This window comes from Acidobacteriota bacterium, from assembly GCA_034211275.1.
Lineage (GTDB): Bacteria > Acidobacteriota > Thermoanaerobaculia > Multivoradales > JAHZIX01 > JAGQSE01.
In genome coordinates this window covers 58,313-74,993 of the sequence record JAXHTF010000009.1, presented here as the reverse complement: position 1 = coordinate 74,993, position 16,681 = coordinate 58,313, and the positions used below count along the sequence as shown (strand labels likewise).

9 protein-coding genes are annotated in these 16,681 nt (G+C 67.4%); 8 read left to right on the top strand and 1 reads right to left on the bottom strand.

Translation table 11 applies throughout. From position 1 onward, the window contains the following. The first annotated feature begins 214 nt into the window (after positions 1 to 214). A complete protein-coding gene (locus SX243_03455; GenBank protein ID MDY7092006.1) occupies positions 215 to 1,381 on the top strand; it encodes an ATP-binding protein in 1,167 nt (388 codons plus the stop codon). Positions 1,382 to 1,561: 180 nt separating this feature from the next. Here SX243_03455 and SX243_03450 read toward each other — a convergent pair whose 3' ends face one another. Then, on the bottom strand, positions 1,562 to 1,888 hold the full coding sequence (locus SX243_03450; protein ID MDY7092005.1) for a helix-turn-helix transcriptional regulator: 327 nt from the start codon (positions 1,886 to 1,888) through the stop codon (positions 1,562 to 1,564). A gap of 400 nt (positions 1,889 to 2,288) precedes the next feature. Here SX243_03450 and SX243_03445 point away from each other — a divergent pair, with 400 nt between their 5' ends. The 7 genes from SX243_03445 to SX243_03415 all read left to right on the top strand — a co-directional run bounded on the left by SX243_03445 (position 2,289) and on the right by SX243_03415 (position 16,652). After that, entirely contained in the window at positions 2,289 to 6,149 is a 3,861-nt protein-coding gene (locus SX243_03445) for a CHAT domain-containing protein (GenBank protein ID MDY7092004.1), read from the top strand. A 374-nt stretch (positions 6,150 to 6,523) separates the two neighbouring features. Next, positions 6,524 to 9,151 carry a phage tail sheath C-terminal domain-containing protein gene (locus SX243_03440; GenBank protein MDY7092003.1) on the top strand — a complete coding sequence of 876 codons (2,628 nt, stop codon included), beginning with the start codon at positions 6,524 to 6,526 and terminating at the stop codon, positions 9,149 to 9,151. Positions 9,152 to 9,164: 13 nt separating this feature from the next. Further along, positions 9,165 to 9,686, top strand: coding sequence for a phage tail protein (locus SX243_03435; protein ID MDY7092002.1), 522 nt, complete (start codon positions 9,165 to 9,167; stop codon positions 9,684 to 9,686). Between the two features lie 4 nt (positions 9,687 to 9,690). Further along, positions 9,691 to 10,458, top strand: coding sequence for a hypothetical protein (locus tag SX243_03430; GenBank protein ID MDY7092001.1), 768 nt, complete (start codon positions 9,691 to 9,693; stop codon positions 10,456 to 10,458). Positions 10,459 to 11,386: 928 nt separating this feature from the next. Beyond that, on the top strand, positions 11,387 to 12,757 hold the full coding sequence (locus tag SX243_03425; protein MDY7092000.1) for a DUF4255 domain-containing protein: 1,371 nt from the start codon (positions 11,387 to 11,389) through the stop codon (positions 12,755 to 12,757). Continuing rightward, positions 12,754 to 14,775: an ATP-binding protein gene (locus SX243_03420; protein MDY7091999.1), complete on the top strand. Its 2,022-nt coding sequence runs from the start codon at positions 12,754 to 12,756 to the stop codon at positions 14,773 to 14,775. Before SX243_03425 ends, SX243_03420 begins: the two co-directional genes overlap by 4 nt. After that, positions 14,772 to 16,652: a DUF4157 domain-containing protein gene (locus tag SX243_03415; protein ID MDY7091998.1), complete on the top strand. Its 1,881-nt coding sequence runs from the start codon at positions 14,772 to 14,774 to the stop codon at positions 16,650 to 16,652. Before SX243_03420 ends, SX243_03415 begins: the two co-directional genes overlap by 4 nt. Positions 16,653 to 16,681: the final 29 nt, after the last annotated feature.

The window sequence follows — 16,681 nt, the reverse complement described above, 5'->3', positions numbered from 1 at the left end:
CCGCCCGCCTCATCCTCCACGACCCCGCCGACAAAATCGGCCCCCACGAGGACGAAGCCCAATCCGACGAGCCCCCCGAGCCGGCGGAGAGCTCGAATCGGGAGGCTTCGGGGGAGTAGGAACTCGCCGTCGGGCCCCGCGTTTCGGTCTGCAAAGGCCGAATTACCATGAAAATCCGCCATCGCATGGTCAATTTTCATGGTAAATTTCCTTTATGCCCGTCCCTCGCCGATCTCTCCTCGCTTCGATTCAGAAAGCTCTCGGCCGTAGCCCGATCACCATCTTGACCGGCCCGCGGCAATCCGGGAAGACAACGCTGGCTCGGGAGCTGCTGTCAGAAGACTCTCCGGCCTACTTCGATCTCGAGGATCCGGTCAGCCTTAGCCGCTTGGAGCAGCCCATGACCGCCCTCAGCCCTCTCGAGGGATTGATCGTCATCGACGAAATCCAGCGGCGGCCGGATCTTTTTCCAGTGCTGCGGGTACTTGCCGACCGGAGCTCGAACCCGGCGCGCTTCCTGATCCTGGGAAGCGCCTCCGGCGATCTCCTGCGCCAGAGCTCTGAGAGCTTGGCCGGTCGCGTCGAGCACATCACGATTGGGGGATTCTCCTTGGCGGAGCTGGAAGGCGAAGCGCTAAGGAAGCTTTGGCAGCGCGGCGGTTTTCCCCGCTCGTACCTCGCCGCCACCGATGAAGATAGCCTCGCCTGGCGCACCAGTTTCATTCAGACGCTTCTGGAGCGCGATCTTCCGCAGTGGGGCGTCCAAGTGCCGGCCCAGGCCCTCCAGCGTTTCTGGACCATGCTGGCTCACTACCACGGACAAACATGGAACGCTGCAGAACCAGCGCGAGCTTTGGGAGTCAGCCAGCAGACTAGCCGTCGCTATCTCGATTTGCTCACAGATGCTCTAATGATCCGCCAACTCCAACCCTGGCACGCCAATCTGCGGAAGCGTCAGGTCAAGTCGCCCAAGATCTACGTCCGGGACAGCGGTCTGCTGCACCAACTCCTGAGTATCGACTCGGAAAAGGCACTCCTGACCCACCCGAAGGTCGGCGCCTCCTGGGAAGGATTTGCTATCGAGCAAGCCCTCCTCGCCGAGCCCCACGACGAAGCATATTTCTGGGCAACGCATCAAGGCGCCGAGATCGACCTCATTCTGCGCCGCGGCAGCCACCTCTACGGTATCGAGTGCAAACGCGCCGACGCCCCCCGCGTGACCCGTTCGATCCGCATCGCGCTAGAAGACCTGGAGCTGGAGAGAGTCGCGATCCTGTACCCGGGTTCGAAGCGTTACCCACTCACAGATCGAGTGGAAGTCGTTCCGTTGGAAAAGCTGGCTGAGGGAGCGATCTTCGAGGGCTCAGAGACGTTCGAATAGATTTCCAGCCAGTCCCAACCCATGCAGCAAGCCTTCTACTGAAGGTCCGGTCTAATAACCCCTCGTTCCTACGCTCTGGCGTGGGAACCATGACGCGACGCTCCAGCGTCGCCCGGGACAAGGCAAAAAACCAGCAGTCATCCTCTTACAACTAGCTGTTCGGGAACGACTCGTTGAAACTCAGCCAGCCTGAGGCTCGGCAATCAAAGCACGCGGTCGCACGTCAAGACGAACCTCCACGCTCTGCCCCAACGATCCCAGGATGCGGATCAGACGGTCGATGGTGAAGCGTCCAAGGTCCGCATTGCGGATGCGGGAGAAGTCGCTGGCGGCAAAGCCCGTCAGCTTCTGCGCTTGGCGAACGCTCAAACCCTCGTCATTGAGCAGGCCAATGATCTGCGCTGCCAGCTTCGCCTTGGCCTGGTGAACATCGGCGTCGGGATCACCAAAATCACGATAGACATTGCCGCTTCCGCGTTCGACTTGGATTTCCTCGGTCTTGGTCATTTTCCTAGCGCCTCCTTGAGAGCTTTGAGGCCCTGATCCAGGACACCGCCCGATCTCTGAGCAACTGGCTTGGACTCATCGACGGTCTCGCCCGCATGTTGTCATTTTTGACAACAACCATCTAGAGCCCCTTAGTGTTCGCATGCTTGGGACGGAACGGCCGGGAAAGGACCCAAGAACCATGAAAATCCGCCTTCGAGCGCCAGATTCTCATGGTTTACCCTGGAGCTCACACGGATGCGAGAGCGACCGAGAGCCCCTCAGCTGCTAAAATCCTCAACATAGCTTTTACCCAAGTCTTCGGCGGCTTCCCCCTTGCAGAGGGAGCTCACTATAGATCTGGGCTGAGCCCAACGGTGACCGGTCCACGCTCTTGGAAGAAAGCTCCGAGGGACTCAGCATGCGCGTTTTTATCAGTCATTCTTCCAAGGACAAACCCCAGGTCGAAGAGCTCGCCCGGGCGCTGGCGGAGCGTGGCTTCGAGCCTTGGTTCGACCAGTGGGAGATCGCCGGCGGGGACGATCTGGTAGGCCGGATCAACGACGGGCTGGAGCGGGCCGATGCCGGAATCGTGGTCTTCTCGCGCCACACCCGCGACAGCCGCTGGGTGGAGGCGGAGGTCAACTATCTGACCTACGCCCGCATCCAGGAAGACAAGGTTCTGGTTCCGGTGATGCTCGATCCGGAGGCTTGGGTGCCACCGCTGCTGCGGCCTCTGGCGCGTCGAGGTTTCGAAGAGATCGACGCCCTGGCGGACGCTCTGCGGAATCGCAGCGCCGGACCGCCGCCGGTGCGGTCTGCGGAAAGAGGCCGGGTCGAGCGGGTCACCCTCTCCCTACGCCCCGCCTCGTCCCCATCACCGACGGAGGCCGACTCCGAGCCAGGGGTGGCCGTGGAGATCCGCATCGGGGACACGGTGCACGGCCGGGTGTCCTACGATGCTCTGCCTCCGGCACTGGTCGCCGCCCGCACCGCCTTCCTGCGCAGCCCCGTGGCGGGCCATCGCCGGGACCGCGCTGCTGCGGTGGTAGCCGAGCTGAGAGCCATCCTCCAAGAGACCGGGCAGCAGATGAGCGCCCTGTGCTTCCCCGAAGCCTCCGGCGAAGCCCTGGCGACGATCCTCGACGGCAGCCCCCTGGGTATGCTGGTGGAGTTCTGCATCGAGGCCGAAGGGACTGAGCTGCTGGGCCTGCCCTTCGAAACCCTCCGGCTACCCGACGGCAGACCCCTCGCGACCCACCCCAAGTGTATTCTCTGGCGCCGGCCCGCCAACCTGAACCGAGCTGCCGGTCAGACCATGGCTGGGCCGCTCAAGATCCTGGTGGCGGTGGGAGCACCCTACGAGGAAGCCACCGATGCGCCATTGCTCGATTACGAGCGGGAGCTCCAGCACATTCTCGACGCGGTAGAACCGCTGGAGATCCATGAGAACGCAGAGGTACGCATCTTGGAGGTGGGGCACCCGGAGGAGATCGCCAAAGCCATCGAAGCCGACGCCTACCACGTGCTCCATCTCTCCTGTCATGGCGCGCCGGGAAGGCTTCTGCTGGAGAACGAGGACGGAGAGGAAGTCCCGACCACCGCCGAAGAGCTCGTAGGGCCATTGGCCGACAAAGGCCGGCCGCTACCGCTGGTCTTCCTCAACGCCTGCCACGGCGCGGTGCAGGACATCCAGACCGGCAGCCTCGCCGAGGATCTGCTGCGCGCCGGCGTTCCCTCCGTCCTGGCCATGCAGACCTCGGTCAGCGACCGCTATGCCAGCGATTTAGCCCGGGCCTTCTACCAGCATCTGGCACGCGGCGAGCACCTATTGCCCAGCGTCGCCCTGGCCGCTGCAAGGAAGGAGTTGGAGGCCGAACGCCAGGCCCAAGCCCGCGCCGGAGGAAATCCCTACGCCGCCCAGCCGGAGTACAGCACCGCCGCTCTCTTCGTATCGGGAAAAGAAAACCCCCTGGCGGACTTCGGGCTCGAGAAGAAGCCCCTTAGCCAGCGGCCGGTCCACACAGTGGCCGGCCCGGTGCCCCAGCTACGCATCGACGAGCTCATCGGCCGGCGCCGGGAGCTGCGGAACTGCCTGCGAACGCTTCGCGCCGACAGCCGAGAGCACGCCGGCGTAGTGCTCACCGGCACCGGTGGCGTGGGCAAGAGCGCCCTGGCGGGCCGCGCGATGCAGCGGCTGGTGGAGGCGGGCTATCTGGTCTCTGCCTTCAAGGGGCGATTCGATCTCGTCGGCTTAGTCGATGCCGTGCGAGAAGCGGCGCGCGGCTCCAAGAAGAAGTGGATCCGCGAGCTCGGAAATGAGCTGAAAGAAGACGGCCTCGACGATCTGCAGCGGTTGGCCTCGCTCAAGAAGGCGCTGGCGAGCCAGCGTCTGGTAATCGTCTTGGACGACTTCGAGCAAAACCTCACCGTCGGCGGCAGCAACTTCCTCAATCCTGATGTGGCACAGATTCTGGGGTCACTGGCCCAGGCGGCAGGCCGCGGCCGGCTGCTGATCACCTGCCGTCATCCCATCCCCGGCTTCGAAGGCCTCTTCGAGCACCTGTCCATCGGCCGCCTCAGCCGGGCGGAGAGCCGCAAGCTGATGCTGCGCTTGGACGCGCTCCAGCGCACCGAGGACGACGGCGGCATCGACTCGAAGGAGCGGGCCGAGCTCCTCCGCATCCTCGACGGCCATCCCCGCTCGCTGGAGTTCGCCAACGTGCTCCTGGGCGGCGAAGCTCGACGCCCGCGGCATCTGATGGAGAAGCTGCGGGAGCTGCAGGCAAAGCTCGGGCAGCAGACCACCGCCGACGACGGCGCCGAAGCCCTGCAAACGACCCTGGACTTGATCGCCCAGGACGTCCTTCTCACCGAGCTGCTGGCCATTGCCCGGGAAGAGGACATCGACGAGATTCTCCTCCAGGTGGCAGTGTCCAATCTGCCGGTGACGCCGGAGGGTGCGGCGCGGATGCTGGTTGTGGGAAGTGAGGAGACAGAAGAGGTCTCGGAAGAGAGCGCGGCAGCGGCGAAACAGGCCTTCCAGCGTCTCCAGGCCCTGGCCCTCCTCCAGCCCTCCACCGAGGGTGCCGCTTCTGTGCACCGCTGGACGGCCGAGGTCCTGGCCCAGCTAGCCCCCGAAGGCCACGCGGCTCGCTGCGTCCGGGCCGGCCGCTATCGACTGTGGCGAAATCAGCACGAGAGCCATGACCTCCTCGACGCCCTCGAGGCGGTGCGCAACTTCCTCCAGGGCCAGGACTTCGACGCCGCGGCGGCCAGCGCCCTCGGCTGTCTTCAGGCCTTCGCACAGGCCCAGCGCACTTTGGACATTGCGGCGCTGGCGTCGGAGGTATTGGAAACGCTACCGCCGACGCATGGCCAGTTCGCGGTGATCGCAGATTGGGAGGCCCGGGCGCATATCAGTCTCGGGAACCAAGCTAGGGCCTTCGAACGTCACAACTCCCTCCTGGCCCGCTTTGAGGAGCTGACGGCCAGCGAACCCGACAGAGCCGACTACCAAAGAGACCTCTCCGTCTCCTACGACCGCATGGGGGACCTCTTCAAAGCACTCGGTCAGGGCGATAAGGCTCAGGACGCCTTCTCCAAAGCACTCAACATCGCCCAACAACTCGCCCAACAAGAACCCGACAGAGCCGACTACCAAAGAGACCTCTCCGTCTCCTACAACAAGGTCGGGGACCTCTTCAAAGCACTCGGTCAGGGCGATAAGGCTCAGGACGCCTTCTCCAAAGCACTCAACATCCGACAACAACTCGCCCAACAAGAACCCGACAGAGCCGACTACCAAAGAGACCTCTCCGTCTCCTACGAACGCATGGGGGACCTCTTCAAAGCACTCGGTCAGGGCGATAAGGCTCAGGACGCCTTCTCCAAAGCACTCAACATCGCCCAACAACTCGCCCAACAAGAACCCGACAGAGCCGACTACCAAAGAGACCTCTCCGTCTCCTACAACAAGCTGGGGAACCTTCTTTTCGCCCTTGGGCAGACGGAGGACGCCAAAGATCTCTTTCTGAAGGATCTGCAGATCGCCCAACAACTCGCCCAACAAGAACCCGACAGAGCCGACTACCAAAGAGACCTCGTTGTCTCGTTCGTCCGAGTTGGAACCAATAAGGGCGCTGCCGGGCTCGTCGAGCTGAGGCAGGCGATGGCGATTCTGCAAGACCTTCGGGCCACTGGGAGACTGAACCCAGTGGACGAGCCGATGATCCCCGCAGTGCAGCGCCTCATCGACGCGACCGAGGCAACACAGGACTGACCCATCTCTCCCACGAACACGAACTCCCCCATTGCACCAACACAACACATGTGCAAAACTGATTAAGAGTATTTGATTTCGCAGCTGCCGCTTCGCTCCTGATGCCGGCCCCATCCAACCGGCTTGTCTACCTCTCAGGGTGAAGCGACGCTACGGTTCTGTTGCTGTGCTTCTCCGTGATTCGGCGCTAGCGCCGGAGGCCCGCCGAAGCTTTTTTCCTTTCCTCCGTCACAACAGCTTGTAGAGCCCGTGCGGCCACGGCGTGTGGTCCGCTGGCTTGTGGGATTGATCGATGCTCCTGTGTTTTGGACGGGAGTGTTGCCCTTTCCGGCCGCTCGGCGGCCTGATGTCCGCAGCTTCACGGAGGAAGCACCATGCCCGTACCTACCAGCTATCCCGGCGTCTACATCGAAGAGTTGCCCAGCGGGGTGCGCACCATCACTGGCGTCGCGACCTCCGTGGCAGCGTTCATCGGCTACTTCCGCAAGGGGCCGATGGACGAGGCGGTCCAGATCTTCAACATGGGGGATTTTCAGCGCGTCTTCGGCGGGCTCCACAGCCGTAGCGAGGCGAGCTACGCGATCCAGCAATTCTTCCTCAACGGCGGCACCGAGGCCTGGGTGGTACGCACTGCGGGGGGGGCGGTGGAGGAGGCCGATGTGGCCATCCAGAGCGCTCTTGGGGGGCCGACGGCGCTCACCGTCACCGCCGCCAACGCCGGGGTGTGGGGTAACGAATTGCGGGTGATGGTGGACTACCCGGGGCCGACGTCCAACGACCGCTTCAACCTCACCATCGCCCTCTACCAGACCACCGGCGGCGAGCGGCAGCTGCTGGCTACGGAGACCTTCAACAACCTGTCGATGAACGCCGCCGACCCGACCTTCGTGCACCGGGTGGTGAACGACGAGCTGGCGGGATCGAAGCTGGTGGAGGTGGCGGCCAACGGCAATCTGCGGCCGCAGCCCAACGGCACCCTGTCGGGGGTGCTGGCGCCGTTCCCGGCGATCACTTCGGGGGCGCCCCAGGTGGACGTCACCATCGGCACCGAAGGCACTGCCACGGCGACCTTGACGGCGGTACCCACCACGCTGGCGGAAGCCCGAGCGCGGCTGGAATCGGCGATCCGGGCCGCCAACCCGGCGAGCCGGGCCTTCGCCCAGGCGCGGGTCAACGTGGTGGACAACCGGCTGCATGTGCTGGCCGGCGGCCTCGAGCACGACGCCCGCATCACCTTCGCCGCTGGCGGTGCCGACACCACCGCCGCGGACCTCCAGCTGCTCACCGCGCAGAATCTGGAGGGCGTGCTCTCCGGCGACATCAGCGGCGTCGCCTTCCCCACCGCCGCCGGCCAACAGCTGCGGGTGGCCCTGGGCGGCGGGGCGCCGCAGACGCTGACCCTGGGAGCCATGAACAATCCCGGAGAGGTGGCGACAGAGCTGGAGGCGCAGATCCGTGGCGCCGGCGCCGGGGCGGAGTTCACCGGCGCGCGGGTGGCCCTGCACTCCGAGGGCGGCGCGGACCAGCTGGTGGTGGTAGCCGGCACCGCCGGTACCGCCGTGGCCTTCTCCGCCGAGGGCGCGGACACCACCGTCGACGATCTGGGCCTCGACGCCGGCACCGCCACCGCCATCGAGGCGGCGGTGTCCGGGGACATCAACCCCATACCCGCCGTACCCAACAACGCCGAGGTGCAGGTGACCCTGGGCGGCGACGGCCCCCACACGGCCACCTTCGGCGCTGCCGTCAACGTTCTGGGAGCCATCGCCGACGAGTTGCAGGCGGCCATCCGGGGAGCCCAACCGGCCAACCCCGCCACGTTCACCAATGCGCGGGTGGCGGCCTACACCGGCGGCGGAGAGAACCGGCTGGTGGCGCTGGCGGGGGTCGCCGGGGACGCGGTGGTCTTCACCGCCGCGCCGGCGGACGCCACCACCGTCGGCGAGCTGCTGCTGGACGCCGGCAACGCCCAGGCCAATGTGCAGCAGTACGCGCTGGGAGCCGGCGCCGCCATCGCCGGCACCGCCCAGGGCGCCGGCACTCCGGGCAACGACGGCGATCCTCCGGGGGCGGCGGAAATCATCGGCGACGCCAACGCCAAGAGCGGGCTCTATGCCCTGGAGGACGTCGACCTCTTCAACCTGCTGTGCATTCCCCGAGCTTCGGTGGTCACCGGCGACGACGCCCTCCACGCCAACCCCCAGACCGCCCTGGCACAAAGCGCCGCCATCATCACCACCGCGACCAATTACTGCGAACAGCGGCGGGCCTTCCTCCTGGTGGATTCCCCCAGCAGCGTCGATGCGGTGCAGGAGGCCAAGGACTGGCTGGACGCCAACGCCGGCCTGCGGCGGGCCAATGCAGCCCTGTACTTCCCGCGGGTGCGCATCCCCGATCCGCTGGACGAGTTTCGGCTGCGCACTGTCGGCCCCTGTGGCACCGTCGCCGGGCTCTACGCCCGCACCGACGGCACCCGCGGGGTGTGGAAGGCGCCGGCGGGCACCGAGGCGAGCCTGACCAACGTGCAGCAGCTGGAAGTGCCCCTCTCCAACGCCGAGAACGGCACCCTCAACCCGCTGGCCATCAACTGCCTGCGCAACTTCCCGGTCTACGGCCGGGTGTGCTGGGGCGCCCGCACCCTGGTGGGCAGCGACCAGGAGGCCTCCCAGTGGAAATACGTACCGGTGCGGCGGCTGGCGCTGTTCATCGAGGAGAGCCTCTTCCGAGGCACCCAATGGGTGGTCTTCGAACCCAACGACGAGCCCCTGTGGGCTCAGATCCGCCTCAACATCGGCGCCTTCATGCAGGGCCTGTTCCGCCAGGGCGCCTTCCAGGGCTCGACCCCCAAGGACGCCTACCTGGTCAAGTGCGACCACGAGACCACCACCCAGGACGACATCAACCGGGGCGTCGTCAACATTCTGGTCGGCTTCGCCCCGCTCAAGCCGGCGGAATTCGTGATCATCCAGATCCAGCAGCTGGCTGGCCAGATCGAGGCCTAAGAGGAGGCACGCCATGAGATTCACCGTCAACGCCCAACGCCTCGACCCCTACAAGAACTTCAAGTTCCGCGTGAAGTGGGACGGCCGCTACGTCGCCGGGGTCAGCAAGGTCGGCTCCCTCAAACGCAGCACCGATGTCGTGGAGCACCGCACCGGCGGCGATCCGTCGACGGTGCTGAAGTCGCCGGGGCAGACCAAATACGACGCCATCACCCTGGAACGCGGGGTCACCCACGACAAGGACTTCGAGCAATGGGCCAACAAGGTGTGGAATTACGGCGCCGGCCTGGGCTCGGAGGTCTCCCTCAAGGACTTCCGTAAGGACCTGATCATCGAGGTCTACAACGAGGCCGGCCAGCTGGCCATCGCCTACAAGGTGTTCCGCTGCTGGCCGTCGGAGTTCCAGGCCCTGCCGGAGCTCGACGCCAGCGGCAACGCCATCGCCATCGAGATGATGAAGCTGGAGAACGAGGGCTGGACCCGCGATGTCGAGGTCACCGAGCCGACCGAGCCGACCTTCACCGAACCGGAGTAGAGCGTTGCTGGAAGCCATCTCCAACGCGCAGCTGCTGGACCTCTGGGAGGCCAGCGGCGGCGGCTCCGGGGCTCCGGGGGCCGGCGGAGCGCGCAGAAGCCTCGCCTTGCTGCGCGCCGCCCACCCGGAGAACACCTCGGAGGAGCTGGCGGCACTGCCCCTTGGGGAGTGCCATCAGCGGCTGCTGCAACTGCGCGCCCGCCTCTTCGGCGATCGCTTGGAGTCGGTCAGCAGCTGCCCGGAGTGTGGGGAAGAGTTGGAGATGGGGCTGTCCGTGACCGAGCTCCTAGCCAGTGCGGCAGAGACCTCGGAAGAAGCGACGGCAGCCCGCCGGGAGGTGGCCGTCGACCTGGCGGAGTCAGCGCTGCGCCTGCGCGGCCGGTCACCCACCCTCGCCGACCTGATGGCCATCGGCAGTGAGGATCCCGAACGACGGCTCCTGGAGCACTGCGTCCTCGAAGCTCGGCGCCACGGGGCTCCGATTCCCGCTGGCGCTTTGGAACCGGACGAAGTCACCGAGCTCGGGCGCCGGCTGACGGAGGCGGATCCCTGGCTGGAGCTCTGGCTGGACCTGGATTGCGGCGGCTGCGGCCATCGCTTTCGCCAGCTCCTGGACCCCGGCGCCTATCTGGCCACGGAGCTGGAGATCGCCGCCGCCCAGCTGATGCGGCAAATCCACCGCCTGGCTCGGGCCTACGGCTGGAGCGAAGCCGAGATTCTCGCCCTGAGCTCTCGGCGGCGGCACGCCTATTTGGAACAGCTGGAACTATGAGCAACCTCTTCCAACGCCTCGCCGGCCGAGGGCAGAGCCCCAGGAAGAGCCTGGCCCCCCGCCGGCCGTATCTCTTCGAGGAGGGAGGCCGCCTCGAAGAGGGGAACCGACTCACTGGAAGCCGCCTCAAGGAAAGCCACCTCAGCGGGGGAGCCGTCGCGGACGACGAGCCCCCTCGCCAAGGACCGCAGCAACCAGCGCCGAAAGGGGACCCCGCCAGCAGCTCGCGAGGGCGTACCGTCGAAGCGACCGCCGGGAGCCGAGACGCGACGAGGCCCCAGAGGCCTCCGAAGAGCTCCGCCGCCACCGTCACCGGCGGCGAGGAATCCCAGGCAGCGGCAGCCCCCATTCAGCCAAGACCGCGGCGGGAGAGGGCGACGAACCGCGCTGCCGCCTCGAATTCCGAGGGCGCTAGTGCCGGGCCAGCTCCCGATGCGCCGCCGGCCGCACAGCCACCGCCCTTGCTGCCGAAGGCCGCACAACCGCGGGCGAGAACATCGGAAGCGGAACCCGCTGCCCAGCCTCCGGTGGAAGCCTCCTCGCCAAGGCCCCGGGCGACCTCCGGGAGCGCCGAGGCTCAGCGTAGCGACAGCGATCCGGGCCCGCGGATCCCCGAGCCCTTGGTACCTGCCGCGGCTCGGGAGCGGCAGAGCTCGGGGTCCGAAGATCAGCCCAAAGAGCCCGGCGCGGAAGACTCCGGGGGGCATCCGGCAGGATCTCTCGCACCAAAGGGCGCCTCAACCCAGCGTGAGGTTTCCAGAACCGAAGCTCCCAGGACGGAAACCGTCGTGCGGGTGACCATCGGCAGTCTAGAAGTCCGCGCGGTCACACCCCAGCCCCAGGCCCAGCCCCAGAGGCCGGCACCCCGCCCCCTGGCCAAACCCCGCACCAGTCTCGCCGACTATCAGAAGCGCCGGGGAGGGCGAGGATGAGCAACTTCCTCGCCGTCGCCACGGTCTCCGAGGTGCTGCGCTCGATCCTCGACGAGGGCACCACCGACGCCGTTCCGGAAGTGCAGGTGAACGTTTCCATCCTGCGCCCGGACGAGGTGGACGACGGCGACGGTCAGGGGCATGTCAGCCTCTTCCTCTACCAGGTGATGCCCCATCCGTCGCTGCGCAACCAGGCCATGCCCACCCGCAGCAGCGGTGGCGCACTGGTGCGCACTCCCCAAACCGCCCTCACCCTGCGCTATCTCCTGACCTTCGCCGGCGACTCCAGCCGCCAGGTCGCGGAGCGCCTGCTGGGGGCGGCGGTGGCGGAGCTCGAAGCCCGGCCGGTGCTGGACCGGGATTTGATCCGCCGGGTGATCCAAACCCAACAGGTGAGCAAGCCTTTCCTCGCCCAGAGCGACCTGGTGGAGGAGGTGGACCTGGTCAAGCTCACCCCGCTGGCGCTGGAGCTGGAAGAGCTCTCCAAGCTGTGGTCGGTCTTCTTCCAGGTGCCCTACGCCCTGTCGGTGGCCTACGAGGCCTCGGTGGTGTTGCTGGAGCCGCGGCGGGCAGCGCCCCAGACGGCGCTGCCGGTGCATGGACCGGTCCCCGGCCCCGAGCCCGGCGAGGTGCACGACGGCCGCACCCTCTTCGTCGACCCCTTCCGCCGGCCCCTCATCGAGGCCGTGGTCCCCGCCGCCGGAGCCGGGGAGCCGCTGGTCGCCGGCAGCACCGTGACCCTCCGCGGCCGGCAGCTGCGGGGCGAGGTCACCCACGTCACCGTCGGCGGCCGGCGCCTGGCGCCGCCCCCGGCGGACCCCGGGGACACGGAAATCGAGGTCCCCCTGACCGCCCCGCCGGTGCCCGAGGAAAGCCTGCGCGCCGGGGTGGTGGGAGTCCAGGTGGTGCACGAGCGGCTGCGGGGCGAGCCACCGGTGGCGGTGCGGGATGTGGAATCCAACGTCGCCCCCTTCGTCTTGCGCCCGCGCATCACCGCCGTCGCCACCGACAATGTCGAAGACGATGACGACAACACTCACTCCGCCGACATCGAGCTGACCCTCGAGCCGCCGGTGGGCAAACGCCAGCGAGTGGTGCTGGTGCTCAACGAGTTGATGGTCTCCTCGCCGCCGGCGCCGCCCCCGGACCGGCCGCCTCGGGCCTACAGCTTCGAGGCACCGTCCCGAGACGTCGAGGGAGAGCCGGAGAGCACCGCCCAGCTGACCATTGCCGTCAGCCGGGTGCGCCCCGACGACTATCTGGTGCGAGTGCAGGTGGACGGCGCCGAGAGCCTGCCGACCCTGGGTTCTCTGCCCCAGACCCCCAACGTCCAGCAATATGTCGAGCCGAGGATCACCCTGCCATGAGCAAGCCCCTCACCTGGACCGACGCCAACCGGCACTACCTGCAGGCGGCCCTGGCCCGTCTGCGGCGACAGTTGCAGGGGAAGGGAGCGGCGCCCGTGGACGGCGAGGACGGCGTAGACGGCGAGGACGGCAGACTCCGGTCTCTGGCGGAAGGGATGGAGCGGCCACCGGCGCTCCTGGCTTTGCAGGAAACGTTCGGTCTTTCGCCCTTCGAGGGAGACCTGCTCCTGCTGGTGGCGGGGCCCGAGCTGGAGACCTCCTTCGCCAACACCCTCACCGAGCTCCGTGGCGAGGCTCGGGATAGGGGCGAGCCCACCATCACTTTCAGCTTCGCTCTCGAGCGGCTCGAAGACGGCCACTGGAGCGCCCTCAGCCCCGAAGGCCCGCTACGCCGCTGGCGCATGCTGGAGATCTCCGGTGAGCGCGGCATCGCCCCCCTCACCGGCGGAAGCCTACGCATCGACGAGCGCATCCTGCACTACCTGACGGGGGTGGATTACCTCGACGAGCGTCTGCGGGGCTGGGTCGAGCCGGTGAACGGCGGGCTGGACATCACCTCCTCCCAAGCTCGGCTGGCTCAGCGCATCGCCGCCGTCTGGACCCGCTCCGCCGGCACCGGCCAGACCCTGCCGGTGGTGGAGCTCAGCGGCCCCGGCAAGCAGGCTCGGCGCGCCCTCGCCGCAGCGGTATGCGACGAGCTGGGCTTGGGGCTGCACCAGGCCCTGGTCTCCTTCCTCCCCACCGGCGCTACCGAGCTGGAGGGCCTGATGCGCCTGTGGCAGCGGGAGTCGGCCCTCTCCAGCAGCGCTCTGTATCTCGAAGTCGGAGACGGTGACGAGGAAGATCAGCAAAGGCTCGGAGCCTTGCAGCGACTGCTGGACGGCGTCCGCGGACCGGTCTTCGTCGGCACCCGGGAGCGCTTGCGGGGAACCGGGCGGCCGGTGCTCAGCTTCTCTCTGGAGCTGCCGGCGGCGACGGAGCAGCTGGAACTATGGCGCGAGGTGCTGGGGCCGCAGCGCGCGTACAACCTCGACGGCCAGCTGGAGAAGCTCGCCGCTCAATTCCGTCTCGGCCTCACCTCCCTGGTGGCCGCTACCGAGGAAGCTCTCGGCGAGGTGGCGGGGGAGGGGGAGGAAACCGGCGAGGACACCGAAGCCCTCGCCACCGCCCTGTGGAAAGCCAGCCGCCGCCAGGCGCGGCCGGCCCTCGGCCACCTGGCCCAGCGCATTCCTCCCTTGGCCACCTGGGACGACATCGTCCTGCCGGAGCACCAGCTCGCGGCCCTGCGCCAGATCGCCGTCCACGCCCGCCAGCGCGCCACGGTCTACGAGCAGTGGGGCTTCGGCGCCCGCAGCAACCGCGGACTGGGTATCGGCGCTCTGTTCGCCGGCACCAGCGGCACCGGCAAGACCATGGCGGCGGAGGTGCTGGCCAACGAGCTGCAGCTGGACCTTTACCGCATCGACTTGGCGGCGATCATCAGCAAATATATCGGCGAGACGGAGAAGAATCTGCGCCGGGTCTTCGACGCCGCAGAAGCCGGCGGAGCCATCCTCCTCTTCGACGAGGCCGACGCCCTCTTCGGCAAGCGCAGCGAGGTCAAGGACAGCCACGACCGCTACGCCAACATCGAGGTCAGCTACCTACTCCAGCGCATGGAAGCCTACGGCGGGCTGGCCATCCTCACCTCCAACCGCAAGAGCTCCCTGGACCATGCCTTCCTACGCCGGCTGCGGTTCGTGGTGGAGTTCCCCTTCCCCGACGCCGCAGCCCGCAGCGAGATCTGGCGCCGCATCTTTCCACCGCAGACCCCCACCGAGGGTCTCGACCTCCGGCGCCTGGGCCAGCTCGGCGTCGCCGGCGGCAACATCCGCAACATCGCCCTGGGCGCCGCCTTCCGCGCCGCCGAGGCGGAACGCTCGGTGAGCATGGCGGATGTACGGCGTTCCGCGGAGCTTGAGTATCTGAAGCTGGAGAAACCCCTCAGCGAGGCCGAGCTTCGAGGATGGTCGTCATGACCCACTCCGCCCCCGTTCTCGCCGTCGCTTCCCGGACCAGCTCAGCTGGCCCCGGGACCGCCAGCCCCCAACTGGCCCAGCGGTCGTGCAAGTGTGGCGGCGCCGCCGGGCCGGACGCGGAGTGCGAGGACTGCCGGCTGCAGCGGCTGGCTTCGGCCCGAGCCTACGACAGCGGCGGCGAGCCCGGCAGCGGGAGCCCCAGCGGAGGAGCCAGCGAAGGAGCCGGCGGCGCCGAGGCGGCGACGGTGGCAGCGGTGGACAGGGCCGTGAGCGACGGCGGCAAGCCCATGGAAGCGGGTTCGCGGCGCACCATGGAGAAGCTCTTCCAGCGCGACCTCAGCGCGGTCCGCATCCATGCCGATCGCCGGGCTGCAGCCTCGGCCAACGAAGTCGGCGCCAGGGCCTTCGCCGTCGGGCGCCATCTGGTCTTCGCGCCGGAGCACTACCGCCCGCGAAGCCCGGAAGGGCGTAGCCTGCTGGCCCACGAGCTCACCCACGCCGTGCAGCAGGGCTTCAGGGAATGGCGGCCAGGGAGCTCGCTGCCCTTCGACGGCCAAGACGGCGCACAGGACGGTGCCGAAGCGCAGGCCCGGCGGGTCGCCGGCGGCAGGGTGGCGGCGCGCCGCGTCGAACCGCTGCCGGTGCTCTCGTCCGCGCCGCGGCTGCAGCGCGAACGGGGCACACCGGTACCGCCGGATCCCACCTGCCATGAGCTTCCCGGGGTTCCACCCGGAAGCGACGATGAGCTCACCACTCTGCTCGAAGAGAGCGGCGTGATCCACACCGGGCGACCTTCATCGGAGTTCTCCAACATCCTCTACCGCCACGTACACGCCGACACCTCCATCGGCCGCGATTACCTAGCCTATCTGCGGCGCCATGCCTACCCCATGGCGGATTTCTGCGTTCGGCATGGAGGCCAGAATTGGGCCCGCACCTTCACCCAGCTGATCCTCCCGGCCTACGGCCTCCGCCACCCCCGCCACGCCCGCCACGCCCATCTGCGGCGAGTGGAGGGGGCGGTACGACGCTATGCCCTGGACCATCTGGAGATCTACGTCGAGTCCGAGCTCTACCCCGAGGGTCAGTTCAGCCCCGCGGCGGACCCCCTCACCCCCGCCGAGCTAAGGCAGCAGAGCCGGGGGACCCTGCTCACCGGACCGCCGCCGGAAGCGATGCTGCTCCTCGCCGCCACCGACGACTACCTCACGGACCTGACCCTCAGTACCGAGACGGTCTCCGCCGTCGACCTGCCCGAGGTCACCCGCGGCACCACCTCCAGCGCGGAGATCTACGAGTGGGAAGACCCGACGACCGAGGGTACCCACGAGGACGCCAATCGCTTCGACCAGCAAATCGTCTACTGGACCCGCTACTACAACCAGCTCTTCGATCCCCGAGACCGCCGCGGCCGCCCCAACCCCCTGGACCCGGACCTGTTCAAAGCCCTCATGATGGAGGAGTCGCGGTTCAATCCCGAGGCGGTCAATCCCCGGTCCGGAGCCCGGGGCCTGACCGGCATGCTCCGAGCCTCCCGGCAGGGATCCTTCACTGCCAGCGGCGAGCTGGAGCGAGGAGGCGAGGGGGTTCCCCAGCTGCCGGCGGGAATCTCCGGCATCGACGACACCACCTTCGCCAACCCGGCGGTGCAAATCGCCGCGGGTATTCGCTGGCTGTTCCATAAATACGAGGGCAGCCGGGACTGGGCCACCGCGGTGCGGAACTACAACGGCGACGCCCGCACCGCCAGCAACGGCCGGGAGGTGCGCGACAACTACCGCGACCGAGTGATGCGCCGCTACCGCACCCACCGCCGGGAATTGGAGACGACCTCGACCTCCTCGGAAACCGATGAGCAACAGGAGGAAGAGGAATGAGGAGAGCCCAGGAATGAGGACACCTCAGC